At 36.3% G+C, this 16,759-nt stretch carries 13 protein-coding genes and 1 pseudogene; 3 read left to right on the forward strand and 11 right to left on the reverse strand.

All coding sequences use genetic code 11. From position 1 onward, the window contains the following. Positions 1–478 precede the first annotated feature (478 nt). On the reverse strand, positions 479–1,525 hold the full coding sequence (locus HG567_RS03180; RefSeq protein WP_202163985.1) for a type II asparaginase: 1,047 nt from the start codon (positions 1,523–1,525) through the stop codon (positions 479–481). Positions 1,526–1,600: 75 nt separating this feature from the next. On the opposite strand from HG567_RS03180, the gene HG567_RS03185 reads away from it, so the two are divergent. After that, the gene (locus HG567_RS03185; RefSeq protein WP_202140128.1) at positions 1,601–2,932 is read left to right on the forward strand and encodes an anaerobic C4-dicarboxylate transporter; all 1,332 of its coding nucleotides are present in this window, start codon (positions 1,601–1,603) and stop codon (positions 2,930–2,932) included. A 66-nt stretch (positions 2,933–2,998) separates the two neighbouring features. On the opposite strand, the gene sabA is transcribed toward HG567_RS03185, so the two are convergent. The 7 genes and pseudogenes from sabA to HG567_RS03220 form a co-directional block, all read right to left on the reverse strand. Continuing rightward, entirely contained in the window at positions 2,999–4,945 is a 1,947-nt protein-coding gene (gene sabA, locus HG567_RS03190) for a Hop family adhesin SabA/HopD (protein WP_202140129.1), read from the reverse strand. A 222-nt stretch (positions 4,946–5,167) separates the two neighbouring features. Next, positions 5,168–6,085 (reverse strand): outer membrane beta-barrel protein, encoded by a 918-nt coding sequence (locus tag HG567_RS03195; protein ID WP_202163986.1) that lies wholly within the window; start codon positions 6,083–6,085, stop codon positions 5,168–5,170. Then, the gene (locus tag HG567_RS03200; protein WP_202140131.1) at positions 6,055–7,041 is read right to left on the reverse strand and encodes a tRNA dihydrouridine synthase; all 987 of its coding nucleotides are present in this window, start codon (positions 7,039–7,041) and stop codon (positions 6,055–6,057) included. The genes HG567_RS03195 and HG567_RS03200 overlap by 31 nt, the downstream gene beginning before the upstream one ends. 89 nt (positions 7,042–7,130) lie before the next feature. Then, positions 7,131–8,147, reverse strand: coding sequence for a tRNA lysidine(34) synthetase TilS (gene tilS / locus HG567_RS03205; protein ID WP_202140132.1), 1,017 nt, complete (start codon positions 8,145–8,147; stop codon positions 7,131–7,133). Between the two features lie 35 nt (positions 8,148–8,182). After that, positions 8,183–9,250, reverse strand: coding sequence for an HP0729 family protein (locus HG567_RS03210; RefSeq protein ID WP_202140133.1), 1,068 nt, complete (start codon positions 9,248–9,250; stop codon positions 8,183–8,185). Between the two features lie 8 nt (positions 9,251–9,258). Then, on the reverse strand, positions 9,259–9,564 hold the full coding sequence (locus HG567_RS03215; RefSeq protein WP_202140134.1) for a hypothetical protein: 306 nt from the start codon (positions 9,562–9,564) through the stop codon (positions 9,259–9,261). A gap of 94 nt (positions 9,565–9,658) precedes the next feature. Next, a pseudogene (locus HG567_RS03220) lies at positions 9,659–11,322 on the reverse strand (LeoA/HP0731 family dynamin-like GTPase). 29 nt (positions 11,323–11,351) lie between these two features. On the opposite strand from HG567_RS03220, the gene HG567_RS03225 reads away from it, so the two are divergent. After that, positions 11,352–12,419: a tyrosine-type recombinase/integrase gene (locus tag HG567_RS03225; RefSeq protein WP_202140135.1), complete on the forward strand. Its 1,068-nt coding sequence runs from the start codon at positions 11,352–11,354 to the stop codon at positions 12,417–12,419. A gap of 392 nt (positions 12,420–12,811) precedes the next feature. Here HG567_RS03225 and HG567_RS03230 read toward each other — a convergent pair whose 3' ends face one another. From HG567_RS03230 to ctkA, 3 genes are all read right to left on the reverse strand, one after another. Then, a complete protein-coding gene (locus HG567_RS03230; RefSeq protein WP_165508510.1) occupies positions 12,812–13,582 on the reverse strand; it encodes a Fic family protein in 771 nt (256 codons plus the stop codon). A 122-nt stretch (positions 13,583–13,704) separates the two neighbouring features. Beyond that, on the reverse strand, positions 13,705–14,388 hold the full coding sequence (locus tag HG567_RS03235; RefSeq protein ID WP_001153523.1) for a hypothetical protein: 684 nt from the start codon (positions 14,386–14,388) through the stop codon (positions 13,705–13,707). A gap of 170 nt (positions 14,389–14,558) precedes the next feature. Beyond that, positions 14,559–15,539, reverse strand: coding sequence for a serine/threonine-protein kinase CtkA (ctkA, locus tag HG567_RS03240; RefSeq protein ID WP_202140136.1), 981 nt, complete (start codon positions 15,537–15,539; stop codon positions 14,559–14,561). Between the two features lie 230 nt (positions 15,540–15,769). On the opposite strand from ctkA, the gene HG567_RS03245 reads away from it, so the two are divergent. Then, complete coding sequence (locus tag HG567_RS03245) at positions 15,770–16,759, forward strand: hypothetical protein (protein WP_202164022.1); 990 nt, start codon at positions 15,770–15,772, stop codon at positions 16,757–16,759.

Raw genomic sequence — 16,759 nt, forward strand, 5'->3', positions numbered from 1 at the left:
AATCCTTTAAGCAGAAATCCTAAACGCTTTGAGCGTTTGGGATAGAAGCATGCTATTATGTATTGTATAAAATATTATTAGTAATTTTTATTGTTTTTTAATAAAGTATGGTATAATTAAGACGATTAAAAATCCTAACAAGGAGTAACGAATGCCTTACACTTATAACCAAAACAGCGAAATGTCCATTTTAGCGTGCGTATTCAACACCGCAGTCTTTAGCAACAATTCCGCCTTTGATATAACGCCTAACGCCTTTTGATTTAGGGGCAATGCACTTTAAAAGATGATGAAAGCTATCCGTGTGTGATAAAACAAGTCAGCTTGAGTTTTAAAGGCTTACCCAACATGAATGGTAATCAGCCAAGCGTGGGATTTACGATTAAAGGCGACTTCTACCCCCAACCAGATTAAAATACCAATTAAAAAACAAAAACCTAAAACCGCTTCAGCGTTTCAAACCATTCTAAAGAGCGTTTCAATACTCTTCAAACATTTCTTGGATTTTTGCCTTATCATTCGTTTTAGTTAGAGCGAGTTGTAAAAGCACCCTAGCCTTTTGGGGGTTTAAGTTATCGCTTGTGATAAAGGCCCTATCATCAATCTCACCTGAAGTAATCTCACCGCTGCCTACCCTACTAGAACGAACAATAACCACCCCCATTTCGCTCGCTTCTTGCATCGCTTTTAAAAACCCAGCGCTCACATTCCCATTACCCACCCCGGCTATCACAACACCCTTTGCATGCGATTTCAGGCTCGCTTGGAATAAATCGGGGGTCATGCCAACATGCGTGTAAATAATATCCACTTTAGGCAAGGGGGTTTTTAGCTCTAAAATAGAAAATTCGCTCTCTATGGTGTGTTTTCTTAAAGGTTGCATGTAATAACGCGCCTTGCCATAATACACGCTCCCTATCGCACCGCTATTTAAGGCTTTAAAGGTAGAAGTGTGGGTGGTGTGCGTTTTAATCGCTTCTCTAGCGCTAAAAATAGTATCGTCCATGACCACTAGCACGCCCTGATTCGCGCTTTTTTCATTAATCGCTACGCTCAGTGCATTATACAAATTCAAAGCCCCATCCGCGCTCAAAGAAGCAGCGTTACGCATCGCTCCCACTAACACCACCGGTTTTGTGGAGCGTAAAACCAGGTTTAAAAAATACGCACTCTCTTCTAAAGTGTCCGTGCCATGCGTGATGACCACGCCTTGAATACGGCTATCGTCTAGCAACTCTTGGGTGCGTTTAGCGAGCTTGAACCATATTTCTTCATTCATGTCTTGTGAGCCGATATTAGAAACCTGCTCCCCTTGAATGCGAGCAATCTTGTTGAGACTGGGGATAGCTTTAAGAAGCTCTTTGATACCCAACTCACCACTTTTATAGCTACCTGAACTTGCGCTTGCGCCACTCCCTGCAATCGTCCCCCCTGTCGCTAATAAAGCAATGGTAGGTAAATTTTGAGCCATAACTTGCCCTTTCAAACAAAATAAGAGAATCAAAAATTTCAAAAACATTCTCATTATAGACTACCTTTTGAAATTTAAAAGATTTTATAGTATAGTAAAACATTGTTAAAATAAATTTAAAAAGGGTTAATGGTGGATGCCTTTTTTCAAATTATCGTGTTACTTTTTTCGCTTTTTTTAGGGGCAAGGCTAGGGGGCTTGGGAGTGGGCTATGCGGGGGGCTTGGGCGTGCTTGTTTTATGCTTGTTTTTGGGACTAAACCCGGGCAAAATCCCTTTTGATGTGATTTTAATCATCATGGCAGTCATTAGCGCTATCAGCGCCATGCAAAAAGCGGGGGGCTTGGATTACTTAGTCAAAATCGCTGAAAAAATTTTAAGAAAACACCCCAAGCAAATCAATTACCTCGCGCCAAGCGTGGCGTATTTTTTAACGATACTAGCCGGCACCGGGCATACGGTTTTTTCCTTGATCCCGGTGATTGTGGAAGTGAGTCAGAGCCAAAACATCAAACCCAAAGCACCCTTAAGCTTAGCGGTAGTCTCCAGTCAAGTCGCTATTACTGCAAGCCCGGTGAGCGCAGCGGTGGTGTTTATGAGCGGTATTTTAGAGCCTTTAGGGGCAAATTACCTCACCCTTTTAATGGTTTGGATCCCTACGACTTTTCTAGCATGCATGCTCACGGCGTTTGTGATGAGTTTTACTAATTTGAAATTAGACAGCGACCCGAATTATTTAGAACGCTTGGAAGCGGGCAAAATCTCGCCCCCTAAAATCAAAGAAGAAAAAGAAACCTCAAAAAGCGCGAAATTATCGTTATGGATTTTTATCGGCGGGGTTGTAGCGATCGTTTTTTATGCGAGCGCGATTTCTAAAAATATCGCTTTTGTTAGCCCGGTGGTTTTAGGCAGAGATTACGCGATTGTGTCTTTCATGCTAAGCGTGGCGACTCTCATTGTGATTTTTTGCAAGATTAATGCTAATGAAATCGCTCATTCAAGCGTGTTTAAATCCGGCATGCAAGCGTGCGTGTGCGTGTTAGGCGTGGCGTGGTTGGGCGATACTTTTGTGAGCAATCATATAGATGAAATCAAGCGATACGCTTCTTTTTTGATTGCAGATTACCCGTTTTTATTAGCCGTAGCGCTCTTTTTGGCTTCCATGCTTTTGTATTCGCAAGCTGCCACCTCTAAAGCGCTCATCCCAAGCGTGATCACAGCCTTAGGCATTAGCGCTAACCATACCGAGCATTTGTATATTATCGTGGCTTCTTTTGCGAGCGTTTCGGCATTGTTCGTGTTACCCACTTACCCCACTTTACTAGGAGCGATCGCTATGGATCATACCGGCACCACTAAAATGGGCCGTTATGTGTTTGATCATGCGTTTTTGATCCCTGGGGTTTTAGTCGTGTTTTTGAGCGTGGCGTTAGGGTTTGTTGTCGCGCCGTTAGTTTTGTAGATTTTACCACCAACGATAAAAGCTTGGCGTTGCGATTTTTCTAAACCCTCTTAAAGAAGAGAGTTTTTAATAAGCAAACACATAATTGAGATACACGCTATAGAGCCTTCTGTATTGCAATTGAGTGCCTAGAAAAGAATAGTAATTCGTGTTAATGGTGGGGATTTTAACGCCCAATTCTATGCCATGTTGCGCGGAATGTTCGCTGTCTTTTTTCTTTTTCATAGCGAGATTCATCCTCAAACCGAGATTGAACAAGAATTGGAAATTGGAAGTATTGACTTTCGCGCTGTAAGGATTATTGAACGCTGTCAAATTCACATATTGAGAATTAAGCCATGTAGTCCCTGCTAGTTGGATGCCTCCAAAAAGACCCACGGAGAGCTTGTTGTTCTTTTTAGTGGCTTTATCATTAAGAAAGTTAAATAACAAATCGCTCCCACCGCCATAAGTCCATATATCAGAAGACGAATTAAAAAAGCTGGATTTGATATAGCCGTGGTTGTAATCAAAGAAGCCATAATACCTTAACCCAAACGCTTTCTTTTTCCCAAAGAATTGCTTATAGCCCACTTGCACGCCAAGCCCGTTCAAAGCGCCGTTATTGTTTTGAGAGCTGATCATTCCTATATTTTTAAAGGGGTTATTGCTCATCGCCGCTAAAGCTTGATTAAGTTGGGATTGCTGCTCTGGGTTGATTTGGTAGTTGTATTGGCCCGCTGCCGGAGCGTTTTTATCGTAAGGCAGTGTAACAATGTCTTTTGTGTTGACTTGATTGTGCGGGAGTTTAGAAATCTCTTCGCTCAAAGTCTTAGCGTCGTTATAAGTGGTTACAATCTCTGTTTGATTGGATTTTAAGTTATAAACATCTCTAGCCACGCTTAAAGCCGCATCCACCCGGTTACCATAATAACTCACGTTGTTTTGAATCGTTTGAATTTCTTGGTTTAAATTCACCTCCTGTCTGTAAGGGTTAGTAGGCGTTGAACCCGCATTGGCTATTTTCAAGTAGGCTTTCTCTAGATAGCGATACTGATCTTTAGGGATGGAATCAAAGAGGTTGAAAATGTCTTGAGCGTAAGAGATGATTTGCTTTTGGTTTTGAGCGAAAGCGTAAATGTCTTTAGCGAAATTAGGGTTTGTTTGAGTCCCTGTAGCTTGAGCTTGCAAGCTAGCAGATAGGGTGTGGTTGCTTTGAGAAAGCGTAACCGCTTGTTGCAAGATAGGTATCATCGCCTTGATGTTGTTAAACACCGCGTATTGCGTTGGGTAATTAGTGGATGTGATAGCGCCGGACGCGTTTGAAACGCCACTGATGACGATATTTTTCCACATCATAGCGGTCTTAGTGTTTGCGATCAAGTCCATAAGCTTTTGCGCGGTTTCAAGAGCGCTGCTTACGGTTGAGTTTGGTGGGTTTTGGCCTTCTGTTGTGGTGCATCCGGATAAAGCGCAAAGATTGTTGCCTTTAGTGGTAGCGTTTGTTTGAGCTGCTTGGAGACTTTCAGCGAGTTTTTTCATCTCATTATAAGTGGTTTCATTCATAGCGCAGTTTTCAATTCCTGAGCAGTTGCTGACAATTGTGCTAAAAGGAGGGTTACCATAGACATCAGCGGGTTTGTCACCACTACCCACAAGAAAAGTGAAGTAGTTCCCCGCATAAAGACTCCAAAAACCCAATACCGAAGTGATAACGGCTTGCACGGCGTTAAAGATGGGCGATTGGGTGGTGCTGTTATAGTTGTTGTTGGTGAAGCTTTTTAAAAAGTTTAAAGAGCTATTGACCAGCTCAATGTTGTTGGCGTTTTGAATGCTTTGCCTCAATGAAGCCACTTGATTCAAATACTGGCTTAACTGCTCGTATTTTTCGTTTAAGTTTTTCAATTCACCGGTGTTTTTGACCATTTGCACCGCTTCGCCGATTTGATAGCCCGCGCTCACAAAAAAGCCGTTGTCTTCAGCATAAAGCAATGACGATGCAAGGGATAGAGAAAGTAAAAATCGTTTTTTCATAAAAGTGTTCCTTAAAGTAATTTTTTTGTTGCAAAAATATTCTAAAATGATAATAGATTTACAATGAGTTTAATTTTATAATAAACTTATTGGATTTCCAAAAAAAAAAAAAAAAAGATTTTGGGGTGTTTTTAACTTATTTATCTTTGAAGCGTTGATTTTTGTAACGATAAAATGATTTTTTGAATTTTATCATCAGTATTTAATGTGAACGAAGCCAAACTAAAACAAGAACGCGTAGCTCACAAAAACTTCTTTATTCCTAAAAACGCTGAAATTTTGTCGGATCGTTTGTTGCTGCCACACATTGCTAGTGCCAAAATTTTTCCAACTTTGCGCACTCAAGTTGTAATAAGGGATTTTTAGCCCCACATTGAAACGGTTGCGCTTGCCTATATACAAAGAGCCTCCAAAATTCACAAAAAACCCTCCACCCGCAGCAAAAAATTTATCGTCTTGATTGGTGTTTTGATTTTTATATTGAGAACTCCATAAGATTGCGTATTCCACCCCACCCCCACCAAACACGCCTATTTTAAAAAACAGCATTTTTTCTGTTTTTAAAGCGAGTTTCAAAAGAGCATCTATGGGGAGATTAACAAACACATTCACATTCAAACCAAACGCCATGAAATGCCCGTTATTGAAGAGAAAATCTTGAGGACTTGGGGTTTTTTGCAAAACTAAAGAGCCTTGAGCATTTGAGATAGGATCGTAGGTTTTAATCGCGCTTGGGTTATAATTTGCTTGAGATAAAAGGGTATTACCCCCCACTTTTTGACCTAATTGCGCTTTAGCGTATTCTACATCCCCCCATACCCTTAATCCTAAAATATGGTATTTATCAATCGCTATTTCATCGCCTATTTGCCCGGTATAAGACAGGTTTTTACCCCCCTTATAATGGGCTTCTAATTTCTCGCCATAACACACGCTACTAGGGCAGGTTGGGTTGTCTTTATAGGCTTGTTGCCACATGCTTGTGCGCGTATTAGCCCCTGTGCCTAGCCTAAAACCCAAATAAATGTGGTTTTTGGTTTTAAAAAAAGGCGTTCTTTCAGCGCTATTGCCCCACAACACCCCCAAGCTGGCTAAAAAAATGAGCGCTTTCAAACGCTTTTTTGATTCAATTCTACCCATAATGGCACTTCACTTTGCAACATTTCTTGATTAAAAAATTCCTCTATACCCTCTCGCATGCTCTTTATTTCTGTAAGGGTATTGACACAATTACGAAACGCGCTCGCTTGCATTTCGCCCTTAGCGTAAGCATGCAAATTTTTCCTAAACATAACCACCCCCCTATCCCCATAAAACTCCACCATTTTATCAAAATGTTCTAAAACCAAATCTTTTTTCACGACTGCGGGCAATTTTGTGGTGTTGTTTCTGATTTGCCAAAATATCCATGGGGCTCTTAAGGCCGCTCGCCCTATCATTAGCCCATCAGCTTGCGTGATTTGCAAAACTTCAAAGGCTTTTTTCACGCTGTCAATTTCGCCATTGGCTATCACAGGCTTTTTTAAAATCTTTTTCATTAAAGAGATGCTTTCATAATCTATTTTGTCTTTTTGGTATTTGTCGCTTCGTGTCCTCCCATGCACCACCACATAATCCACCGGTGCGTCATTTAGGGCATGAGCGATTTCTTTAGGGATTTTTTTTTCAAAGCCTAAACGCACTTTCACGCTTGTGATTTTTTTATTGGTGTTTTCTCTGATGATTTTTAAAAGCTTCACCAAGTGGTTTAAATCCTTCAATAGCCCGCTCCCGTTACCATGATTAGCCACTTTAGGAGCGGGGCAACCGCAATTAAAATCAATCCCATTCACATGATCTAAAGCGTTGATTTTCTCCACCGCTTCTTTGACTACGCCCTCTTTAGAGCCTGAAATTTGCGCCATGAAATGATCTTCTAAAGGGGATTTTTCCAACATTTTAGAAGTTTTATCAAACGCATACACTAACGAATGCGAGCTCACCATTTCGCTTGTGGTAACATCCACGCCAAATTTTTTCACCACGCTCCTGAAAGGCAAATCCGTATAGCCTGCTAGAGGGGCTAGAAAAAGCCATTTTTTATTTTTAAAGTCCATCCGCTCTCATATCAAAGTTTTTGCTGTATTTTGACACAATCAAGGTTAAAAAGCGCTTTAAAAACTTATCGCTTGATTAAAATTAACTTTTACAGATTGATTAAACTCTGTTTAAAACGGGTTAAAAAATCATTTGTTGGTTGTTTTAAAAACTCTGCGTATAAAACAGGCCTTAAGCGTTTAGGGATATTCAGCCTCCTGACTCTGTCTTTAAAATCCTTTGGCATGCTTAAAGTTTTTTGAGGTTTAAGGGCGATAAACGCATGCTCATTATCGCTTTCAATGATGAATTTTTGAGCGATTTCTAGGCTAAAAAAATTGCGTTTGATTTCTTCTTTTTGAGAAAAGCTCAACACATACCCCTTTTGCTTTAAGATTTTATCCACCATAAAAAGCGCATTTTGCGAATGCTTAAAAAAAGTGATCCCATGCATTTGTGAAACGACCATCAAAGGGTAAAGCCGCTCTTTTTCTTCATCTAAAAACTTAAAACTTTGGATAATGCCCTTAGAATAATGTTGCATCAAGGAGTTAGCGTAATTTTTCCTGAAAAAATTGCGTTTGAATTTTAAAGAAGCATTAGAACTATCTTCAAAAAATTCCCAATCTTTAGCGAGCGTTTTAAGGGTGTCTTTAGGGGTGTAGAGTAAGGGGCGAACGATCGCATAAAACCCTCTTTTTTCATAAGCTTGAAAGCTTAAAAGCGTGTTTAGCCCGGCTCCTTTGCTTAATTGCATCAAAAACCATTCCAGTCTGTCATTCAAGTGGTGCGCTAAAATCAAATGCTTGTAAGAATGCTCTCTCATTAGGGTTTCAAAAAAATCATAACGGATCTTTCTCGCTTGCATTTCAAAATTGCGCTCAATTTTTGGGGCGTAGTGGACATAGCATTTTTTATGGTGTGTTTGTGCGAGTGTTTGAGCGTGCTGGATGATTTCAAGGCGTTGTTTTTGCGTGTTATAATCCACTAAAGCGATGTCAAAAGCGATATTTTCTCCAACTAAAAGATGAAACAAGCAAGTGGAATCCAACCCACCCGAAAAACCCAATAAATTTTTCCCCTCCCTTAAAGGCTCTAAATAATTTTTAAAATCTCGCGCTGTCAAATCGGTGCTAAACGCATGCTGAATGGGTTGCGCTTTTATGAAGTTTCCTTGTGGGTTAAAACGCCTTTGAGTAAGCTCGCGCCTTCTATGCCTAAAATTTCATTCCTGAGCTTTTCTACTTCATGCAAACTCGGGGCTTTTTCATGGACGGCTTCATTGCGGATATCTTGAATGAGGTTTAGGCTTTTTGAAAAAGGATACTTGATGAAGTTGTTCAAGCTCTCTTCCAAATGGCACTGAACCCTTTTGTGCATCAGCAAGTATTTAATGCTCCCAAGATTGGGCTTTTGAGTGAAAAAATCTTCAAATATCAAAGATTTTCCTTGGACTTTATAATTTAAATCATAAAGGCTAGGATCTTTTGCGCAAGCCTTTAAAAGGACTTTTTTAGCAAAAAGATAAATTTCGTATTCTAAGGTTTTGGAGTATTTGACGATGATGCTTGTAAAATCATTCAAAAGATCGTTTTCGCTTTGCAAAAGCTCTAATTCTGCATGGATGATGTTATTGATGCTGTCATGGTGTAAGAGGTAAAAAAGCCTTTTGCCAAAAACAAAACGCATGAAATTTTCTTGCATGATTAAATATTCTTTGTTTTTATACACGCTCAAATAATGTTTTTCATCGCCTAAAAAATAAGAACGCTCTTCTTTCAACCTCACCGGCAAAGGATAGACATAATTATTCCCATAAATGGCGTAAGTGTGGTTGTTGGGCGCGATGAAGTTGGCTAAAAATTGATCCCTTAAAAGGCTAAAGTCTTCCCTGACTAATTCCCTTAAATCGCTGATAATAAAAAAGTCTTCCACTTCCAAATTTTTTTCTTTATAATAACTAGGGATCAAACTCTCATCAATATCTTTAGAAACCTTTATCACCTTAGCGACAAATAAATTAGCGTAATCGGTCAAAAAAAGCTGCAAAAAATTTTCTTCACTAGTGGCTTTGTAAATCTCTTCTAAAGAGTGGTGCTTTTCTTGATCGTTGAGCTTTGATCGGATTTTACCAAAGCCCACTTGGGATTTTTCCTGTAAAACGCTTAAATGTTGTTGGATAACATCTTTTTGATAGTAAGGGTTATAAAGGATTAAAAGATGGTTCATGCCTTGTCTTATTTTAAGATTTCTTTAAGGTTTTTCTTGATCTCATCAGGATTTTGCTCGTATTCTTGAATGAGTTCTTTTAAAATTTCAAACAATTCGTCAAAATCTTGCGGGTGCTCTTTCTTAAACTTCACTACCAAATCCAAAGCTTCACAAGCGTTATTCAATGGATCTTTATCGTCATTGAAAGCGTCTTTGATACCCAAAACCATTGTGGTAATGCGAGTGCTTTGCATGGGGCTTGAAATGCGTTTGAATAAAAAACCCTTAAGCGCGTTGGCGAGCTTAAAAGATGAGCAAATTTTAGAAAACATCGCCTTTTCCTTATTAAAAGATTTAAAACACCGCTTACTAGCCAAAAACTAGCAAGCGTTCTAGCGTTGGTGCATTCGGTATTTTAACACAATTTCAGTTCATTCCTCTTTCAGGCTCAACTTCTATAAAATCTTCGCCGGTTTGAATCCATTTTTCAAATTCTTGATCGCACTCTTGCGTTTTTTTAATTTTTTCTTCAATTTCTTGAAAGGATTTTTCCAGTTCCAATGCGCTCGGGAAACATGTTTGTTTGAATTTGGTTTCATCATTGATGAACTCTATCATTTGTTCTTTAGCTTTCTCAAAATTGGATTTCATTTTTTCTTTGGTTTCTTCAAGTTCTTTTTCCTTTTTGAGCTTCATCACAGAATCCCCTATTTCAAAAGCAAGACCGATAAGCGGTAAAGCTTTGTTCAAATTGCTTGCCAATCTGACAGCGCCCCAAGGTTTGAATTTTAAAGCCAAATCTACGCCTGTAAATTTTGCCACAGCCACTATCCCATCTCTAGCCACTTTGATGTTAGTTGCATTGATAAAACCGCTTTGTTTTAAAAGATCGATTCCAATCCTTCCAAATGCTCCGGCATGTTTTTCAAAAGAACTCATATCGGCATTAAAACCAGTTTCAATTTTAGCAATTTCATTTACAATCCCTTGCGTTTCTCTTTCAAATTCATTTTGGACTCTTGTGTCTATATTGATACCTTTATCACCTATTTCTCTAATAGCAAAATCATTAAAGGTTTCTAGGCTGGTGCCAGAAACTTGAAGGATGAGATCGCTAAAATACCTTATTATAATTATAAATTCTTTTAAATGAATACGGGCTTGAGAAATTTCTTTATTTAAATCTTGAATATCCTTTCGCCTTTTTTCAATCATTCTATTCAAATATTCCATTTCTCTATTAATATCTTGCAATGCTTGTTTTGCGGGCGGCATTTGCCTATAGATAACATCTTGAATGACGCTTTTTTTGGCTTCTTCTATGATGGTTAATTTCCCGCCATTTTCTTTAATCTTTTTTTGAATCGCATCTTGCAGAGTTTTGATGTGCGAAAGCTTTTGGAATTCTTCTTTATGCTTTAGCTAGTGTTCCACCCCCAAATCATAAGGGTTTGCCGCAACAGCGACAATAATCAAACCCTCTTTTTCTTTTTCGCTTAAAGAAATGAGATCATTCAGTCGGTTTTGAACGTTTTCTTTTTTGATTTTAAATCTTTTATAAATATTGTCCTGGATAAAAGATTGAGCGTCCTGAACAACCAATTCAAATCGTCCTTATGGCTGTCTTTGATGGGGTTTGACGGGTTGAGCGTGTATAAAATGAGATGGGCTTCGCTGACATATTTTTTTGTAATATCTTTATAGCGCTCTATTGTGCCGCTATCAGTTATTTTTTCTTTAAACCCGAATAGTCCCTGGGTATCAACCAATTCCATTTCATTGTCTATGTCATAGATTTTAACTGCATCGCTTGATTCTTTGTGGTCTATCTTCATGCTCTTTTTGTCCAACCGCTCGATCCACGCTGCCGCTATAGATGTTTTTCCTTCAGAAAAACCTCCCACCAACGCCACTTTCAGTTTTTGATCGGCAACATTTTTAATCGCATTATGGATCTTGTCTTTGAGAGACTCTTCAACCTTGATTCCGTATTCTTCCCAAGCATGGACAAAATCAAGCAATTTTTTAAGATTTTCTTGATTCCTCTTTTGATTTTTTTTAAATTGTTCTAGCGTTTCATTCTTTAAGATTTATTTTTACATTTTAATAAGGGAGCAATATGCTAAATAACAAACTCACCAAATCTCAAAGAGAACTTTTTGATAATCTCAAAGTCTTTTTATACACTAAGGTTAAAAATTTCACACCTATTCAAGATGTGAATGATATGGCTTTGATATTAGATACGCAAAACAAAGTTTTAAAATGCCATAATGTTGAGCAATTAAGACAACTCTGTCATGTTCTTTATAATCAAGGTATCAAACACACCATAATGATGCAAGGCTTGTTTTTATTCTTTGAATACTTTAGAGACAATCTGAAACTAAGAAGTTTTAGAATGCTTAGTGAAGAGCAAGTCATTAACTTTCTTTTTGAACTCGCTCAAAATAGAAAACCAAGCTCTATGGCTAAGTATGTGATGTATTTAAGGCAATTCTTTGATTACTTGGATAGAAAAAAGCATTATAACTTTGACTTTGCCCTTAAAAACCTAGCCTTTGCTAAGACCAAAGAAAGCTTACCCAGACATTTAAACTACAAGGATTTAAAGAGTTTTTTAAAAACACTTTTAGAATATAAGCCAACCACTAGCTTTGAAAAGCACAATAAGTGTGTTTTACTCATTGTAATACTAGGAGGGCTTAGAAAATGCGAAGTGTTAAACATAGAGTTAAAACACATTCAAGTAGAAGAACAAAACTACTCTATTTTAATTCAAGGTAAAGGTAGGAAAGAAAGAAAAGCTTATATCAAAAAGAGTTTGTTAGAACCAAGCTTGAATGCTTGGCTTAGTGATGGTTACAGACTAAAATATTTCAATGGAGCATATCTCTTTAAAAAGGATAAGCAAAAATCGCAAAATTCTTTAACGCTTTATAATTTTATCCCCTTAATCTTTAAATTAGCCCAAATCAAACATTACAAACAATATGGCACAGGTTTACATCTATTTAGACATAGTTTTGCTACGCTTATCTATCAAGAGACCCAAGACTTAGTTTTAACCAGCCGAGCCTTAGGGCATAGCTCATTACTCTCTACTAAGATTTATATCCATACCACACAAGAGCATAACAAGAAAGTAGCTCTTGTATTTGATAGTTTGATAGAGAATAAGAAGTAAGGGGGTTAAAATTGATTAGTTAGTTTAATGTAGTTACTCTAAATAGTCTAATCAGAATAAATAGTATAACATTAGATAATTTTTACTTAACTATTTAATGTTTTATTGCTAATTAAAAACAATTAGATTTTATAAGGGTTGTTAAAAACAATTAGTATTTATATAGCTATCTTAAACTACAAAATATACTAAAAACAATGTAATTATAGATTGTTGTTACTTATTAAGAATATATTTAATAGTTAGTATAAATAACTAAATTCTACTAAATTTATATCATAAGCAATAAATTGAATGTTATTGTTTATTAAGATTGTATATATTAAGTAACTAAATTCTATTAAATACATACATAATAACTAAAACTATCAAATATCCACTTAATAATATGTTTATCGCCTACGCTTAGGTGTGGGAGCGTATTCATTAGAGCTGTCTAAATCATCGGTGTTGTCATTTTCTTGCTTATTCTTATTTAACACCATTTGCCCTTGTATGCGAGTGAGTTCAAATTCTTGGGATATCTTAGCGAGTTGATACAAGCTCTCTATATTGTGCGTGTCCAACGCTTTGATGTAAGCCTCTTTTTGCTCTTTGGTAATCACAAAAGGCACTAAATTTTGCTCTAAAACGCTATAAAGGATTAGCGCTCTACCCACTCTGCCATTGCCATCGCTAAAAGGGTGTATTCTTTCAAACAAAATATGCTGTTCTAAAATGGCTTTTAGTTTTTCTTCTTTATCTTGTAAGGTATTCATTTTATAATTGAGATTGTCGCACCACTCTTTCATAGCCATAGGCACTTGAAATGATGGGGTCGTTTCAAAACTAGCCCCTAAAATCATGTTATCAGTGGTTTTAAAAGTCCCCTTGTTAGGGAGTAAAAAATTCATTAAAATTCCATGCAATTCTCTCACAAAAAAGCTATCAATCTTTTGTTCTTTCTTTAAATTTTCTAATAAAAAGGGGAGCATATTTTGATAGTTTTTCACTTCAAAGAATGCCCTTTGGGGCATTTCTCTAGGAATGTATTCAGTGGTTAAAATACTTATGGTTTCAGCAAGACTTAAAGGGTTGTTTTCAATAGCGGTGCTATGATGCGCCATTCTAATGGTTAAATCCATAGCGTAATCATTAAATTCTAGTAGTTCTTTGTAATTCATAGGTTCTCTTTATGTTTGATTTGTTCTAGTTTAGCAAATTTTGTGTTGGTTTTGGTTTGACTTATAGTGATTGTTTGGCTATAATACGCCTACATTCAATGGGCTTCGGTTAGCCCACTTCTTTATAAGTTACTCAACTCTTCTAAATCTTTATTCCCAATGCTTTTGATTAAATCATCTAAAAATAGAGTGATTTTACTAGACTCAACGCTTATATTCATGGGTTTTTTAGGTTTATTATCATCTCTTAAACCATTAAAATAAGTCGTAATGCGTGGGCGGTTGTTTGGTTTGATTTTTAGTAGGTTTTCCCAATGATACGCACGATTTCTAATTGTCCATAGCAAATTCAAGACAATATGGGCTTTAGCATAATTAGAAAGGTGTTGTTTTCTTCCCTTAATAAGCAAGGTATCCCTATTATCTTGGTAATAAGTCTTAAAGCTATAGGCTCTTAAATCTAATACTACCCTCTCTAACTTATAAAAAAAGATAAGCTTAATCACCGCTTCCAAAGACATCTTAGATAATATTAAAGAATGCGAGATTTCTTTTTTCTTGTCTTTTAATTCTTCTATTAAGGGGATTAAAGAATTTTCATTGAACACCCACTCATTCCCCTTACTTTGAGTGAGACAATAATTTAGTGCGTTACGCAGATAAATCTCTAAATTAGAGATTTTAGGCGTAATCAAAGAAATGAGCTTTAAATTTTCTTTGTATTGTTCTAAATTATCATAAGTTTCAAGTCTGTCTTTAGACAAAATAAGTGTAATATCGTTTTTAAAATTTTGTAAATCTTGCATAGTGTCTCTTAAGTGGATTATTAGATAGATTATAACACAAACAAACATGAGCTATAAAAGATTGTTGTTACACATTAAGAATATATTTAATCAGTAATTCAAATAACTAAATTCTACTAAATATATATAAAATAACTAAACACTATCAAATATCCACTTAATAATATTGTTTATCGCCTACGCTTAGGCGCATGGGCATATTCATTAGCATTGTCTAAGTCATCGGTATTGTCATCATAGGAATTTGAGTGAGCTTGTTTGTGTTGTAAAGATAGCTCAATAGCTCTAGCGTGTGCTACATCTATAATCTTTGATTTTCTTTCATCAAGCATTGTATGTAAAAATTCTTTGTGTATTTCGCTCATAAAGGGCGTATTATCAATAATTGAATGGATTTTATCCATATCTATGCGTGGGTATATCCTAAGTAGCGCATCAAGGCAATCTTTATTATTTGTTTGAGTTAAGAAATCATAGTAGTTGATTTTTTTATCATTATTATCTTTTAAGATAGATTGGGGGAAATTATAAATTCTTGCATTTAGCTCATCAATATTATTTAAAACTTTTTGACATACTTCATCATCAGCTTGTGGGTATAGACAAGAGCCACAATCAAAAATGGGAGCTATTTTATATTCTTTTGAATTTGAGGCTCTTAAAAAACCCCAATTACCATTATGCCTATCAAAATTACCTAGCAAGGTATCTGCTATAAACATATCCCAAAAGAAACGCTTTAAAACTTGTGGTTCAATAAAATGCTGGTTATCTATGGCATAAAGGACATCATTCAAATTAGTGTCTTTGCCTGATTTTTCTAATTCAATCATGGTGTTTTTTAGGCTTAGAAAATCTACAAGCTCGTATTGATGAGTGGTAAAATCTTTACAAGCAACTACGATTTTATTTTTATAAGTGCCTAGCAATGTTTCTTGAACCTTTAAGCCTAAGCTATTAACTATATGGCATGCCACATATTCACTAAAGCAACCATTGGTATAGGACATTTCTTTATGTGTAGAAGGCTTAGGGGGAAATTTGACCATGTAGAGTTCATTGTTATAAACTAGGCTAATCTTATTTCCATTTGCTCCCCCAAAACCTTTTTTAGGATTAATCTCACAAGAGGTAAAATCAATGGTTGGCATGGTTATCCTTTTGCTACTCTTAAATGGATTGTTGAGCCAATTATAACACAAACAAAATTAGCTATAAGACATTGTTATTACTTGTTAAGAGTATATTTAATCAACAATTCAAATAATTAAAACTAACTTAATACTTATAAAAACTAAATACTTGATTGTTATTGATATATTTTTAAAACTTTATGTTATAATGATGAGTGAGATATTAAGTTTCAATTAAAGAAATGAAAATGATTAAGCTAAAAGGTTTGAATAAAATTTTAAGGGCAGGGTTATTAGCTGGAGCGTTGCTAGGTGTTGCTACTCCCTTAATGGCGAAACCTTTACTAAACAATGAAGATTTATTAAAACGAGTAAAGCTCACAAATATTAAAGAAGATACGCTAACTAGCTGTAATGCTAAGGTGGACGGCTCTAAATATCTTAATCAGGGGTGGAATATGTCTAAAGAATTTCCACAAGAATATAGAGAAAAGATTTTTGAATGCGTAGAAGAAGAAAAACATAAACAAGCCCTTAATTCAATAAATAAAGAAGACACTAAAGATAAAGAAGAACTTGCAAAAAAAATCAAAGAAATTAAAGAAAAAGCTAAAGTTTTAAGGCAAAAATTTATGGCTTTTGAAATGAAAGAACACTCTAAAGAATTTCCAAATAAAAAGCAACTTCAAACCATGCTTGAAAACGCTTTTGATAATGGAGCTAATGATTTTATTGATGATTGGCATGAACGCTTTGGGGGCATAAGTAAAGAAGATACCTATAAAGCACTTGGCGTCAAAGAATTTAGCGTTGAAGAAGGAATACTAGGTATGGGTGAAAGAAGTTATATTAGGCAATATAAGAAAGATTTTGAAGAAAACACTTATGATGTGAGACAAACCATGTCTGCTATGGCTAATATGAGTGGCGAAAACGATTATAAAATTACTTGGTTAAAACCCAAATATCAGCTCCATAGTTCAAATAATATTAAACCCTTAATGTCAAACACAGAGTTATTAAATATGATAGAGCTAACCAATATCAAAAAAGAATATGTTATGGGCTGTAATATGGAAATAGATGGCTCTCAATACCATTATACTCGTAGTAGTTGGGGTAAGCAAAACTTACCTCCAAAAGAGTGGAGGGCTAAAATTTTTCAATGTGTGGTAAAGAAAATGCAAACTTATGAAGAGCCTCAACATGTCGCTATCAAAATGAGTTGGAAGTCTTAA

It is taken from the genome of Helicobacter pylori, assembly GCF_016755635.1.
GTDB classification, from domain to species: domain Bacteria; phylum Campylobacterota; class Campylobacteria; order Campylobacterales; family Helicobacteraceae; genus Helicobacter; species Helicobacter pylori_CQ.

Coding starts and splice junctions, on each gene's coding strand:
- HG567_RS03195 (WP_202163986.1), bottom strand. CDS start 6,085: ATGGGTAGAATTGAATCAAAAAAGCGTTTGAAAGCGCTCATTTTTTTA.
- sabA (WP_202140129.1), bottom strand. CDS start 4,945: ATGAAAAAACGATTTTTACTTTCTCTATCCCTTGCATCGTCATTGCTT.
- HG567_RS03245 (WP_202164022.1), top strand. CDS start 15,770: ATGATTAAGCTAAAAGGTTTGAATAAAATTTTAAGGGCAGGGTTATTA.
- HG567_RS03180 (WP_202163985.1), bottom strand. CDS start 1,525: ATGAGAATGTTTTTGAAATTTTTGATTCTCTTATTTTGTTTGAAAGGG.
- HG567_RS03210 (WP_202140133.1), bottom strand. CDS start 9,250: ATGAACCATCTTTTAATCCTTTATAACCCTTACTATCAAAAAGATGTT.
- HG567_RS03215 (WP_202140134.1), bottom strand. CDS start 9,564: ATGTTTTCTAAAATTTGCTCATCTTTTAAGCTCGCCAACGCGCTTAAG.
- HG567_RS03200 (WP_202140131.1), bottom strand. CDS start 7,041: ATGGACTTTAAAAATAAAAAATGGCTTTTTCTAGCCCCTCTAGCAGGC.
- HG567_RS03235 (WP_001153523.1), bottom strand. CDS start 14,388: ATGCAAGATTTACAAAATTTTAAAAACGATATTACACTTATTTTGTCT.
- HG567_RS03185 (WP_202140128.1), top strand. CDS start 1,601: ATGGTGGATGCCTTTTTTCAAATTATCGTGTTACTTTTTTCGCTTTTT.
- HG567_RS03225 (WP_202140135.1), top strand. CDS start 11,352: ATGCTAAATAACAAACTCACCAAATCTCAAAGAGAACTTTTTGATAAT.
- ctkA (WP_202140136.1), bottom strand. CDS start 15,539: ATGCCAACCATTGATTTTACCTCTTGTGAGATTAATCCTAAAAAAGGT.
- HG567_RS03230 (WP_165508510.1), bottom strand. CDS start 13,582: ATGAATTACAAAGAACTACTAGAATTTAATGATTACGCTATGGATTTA.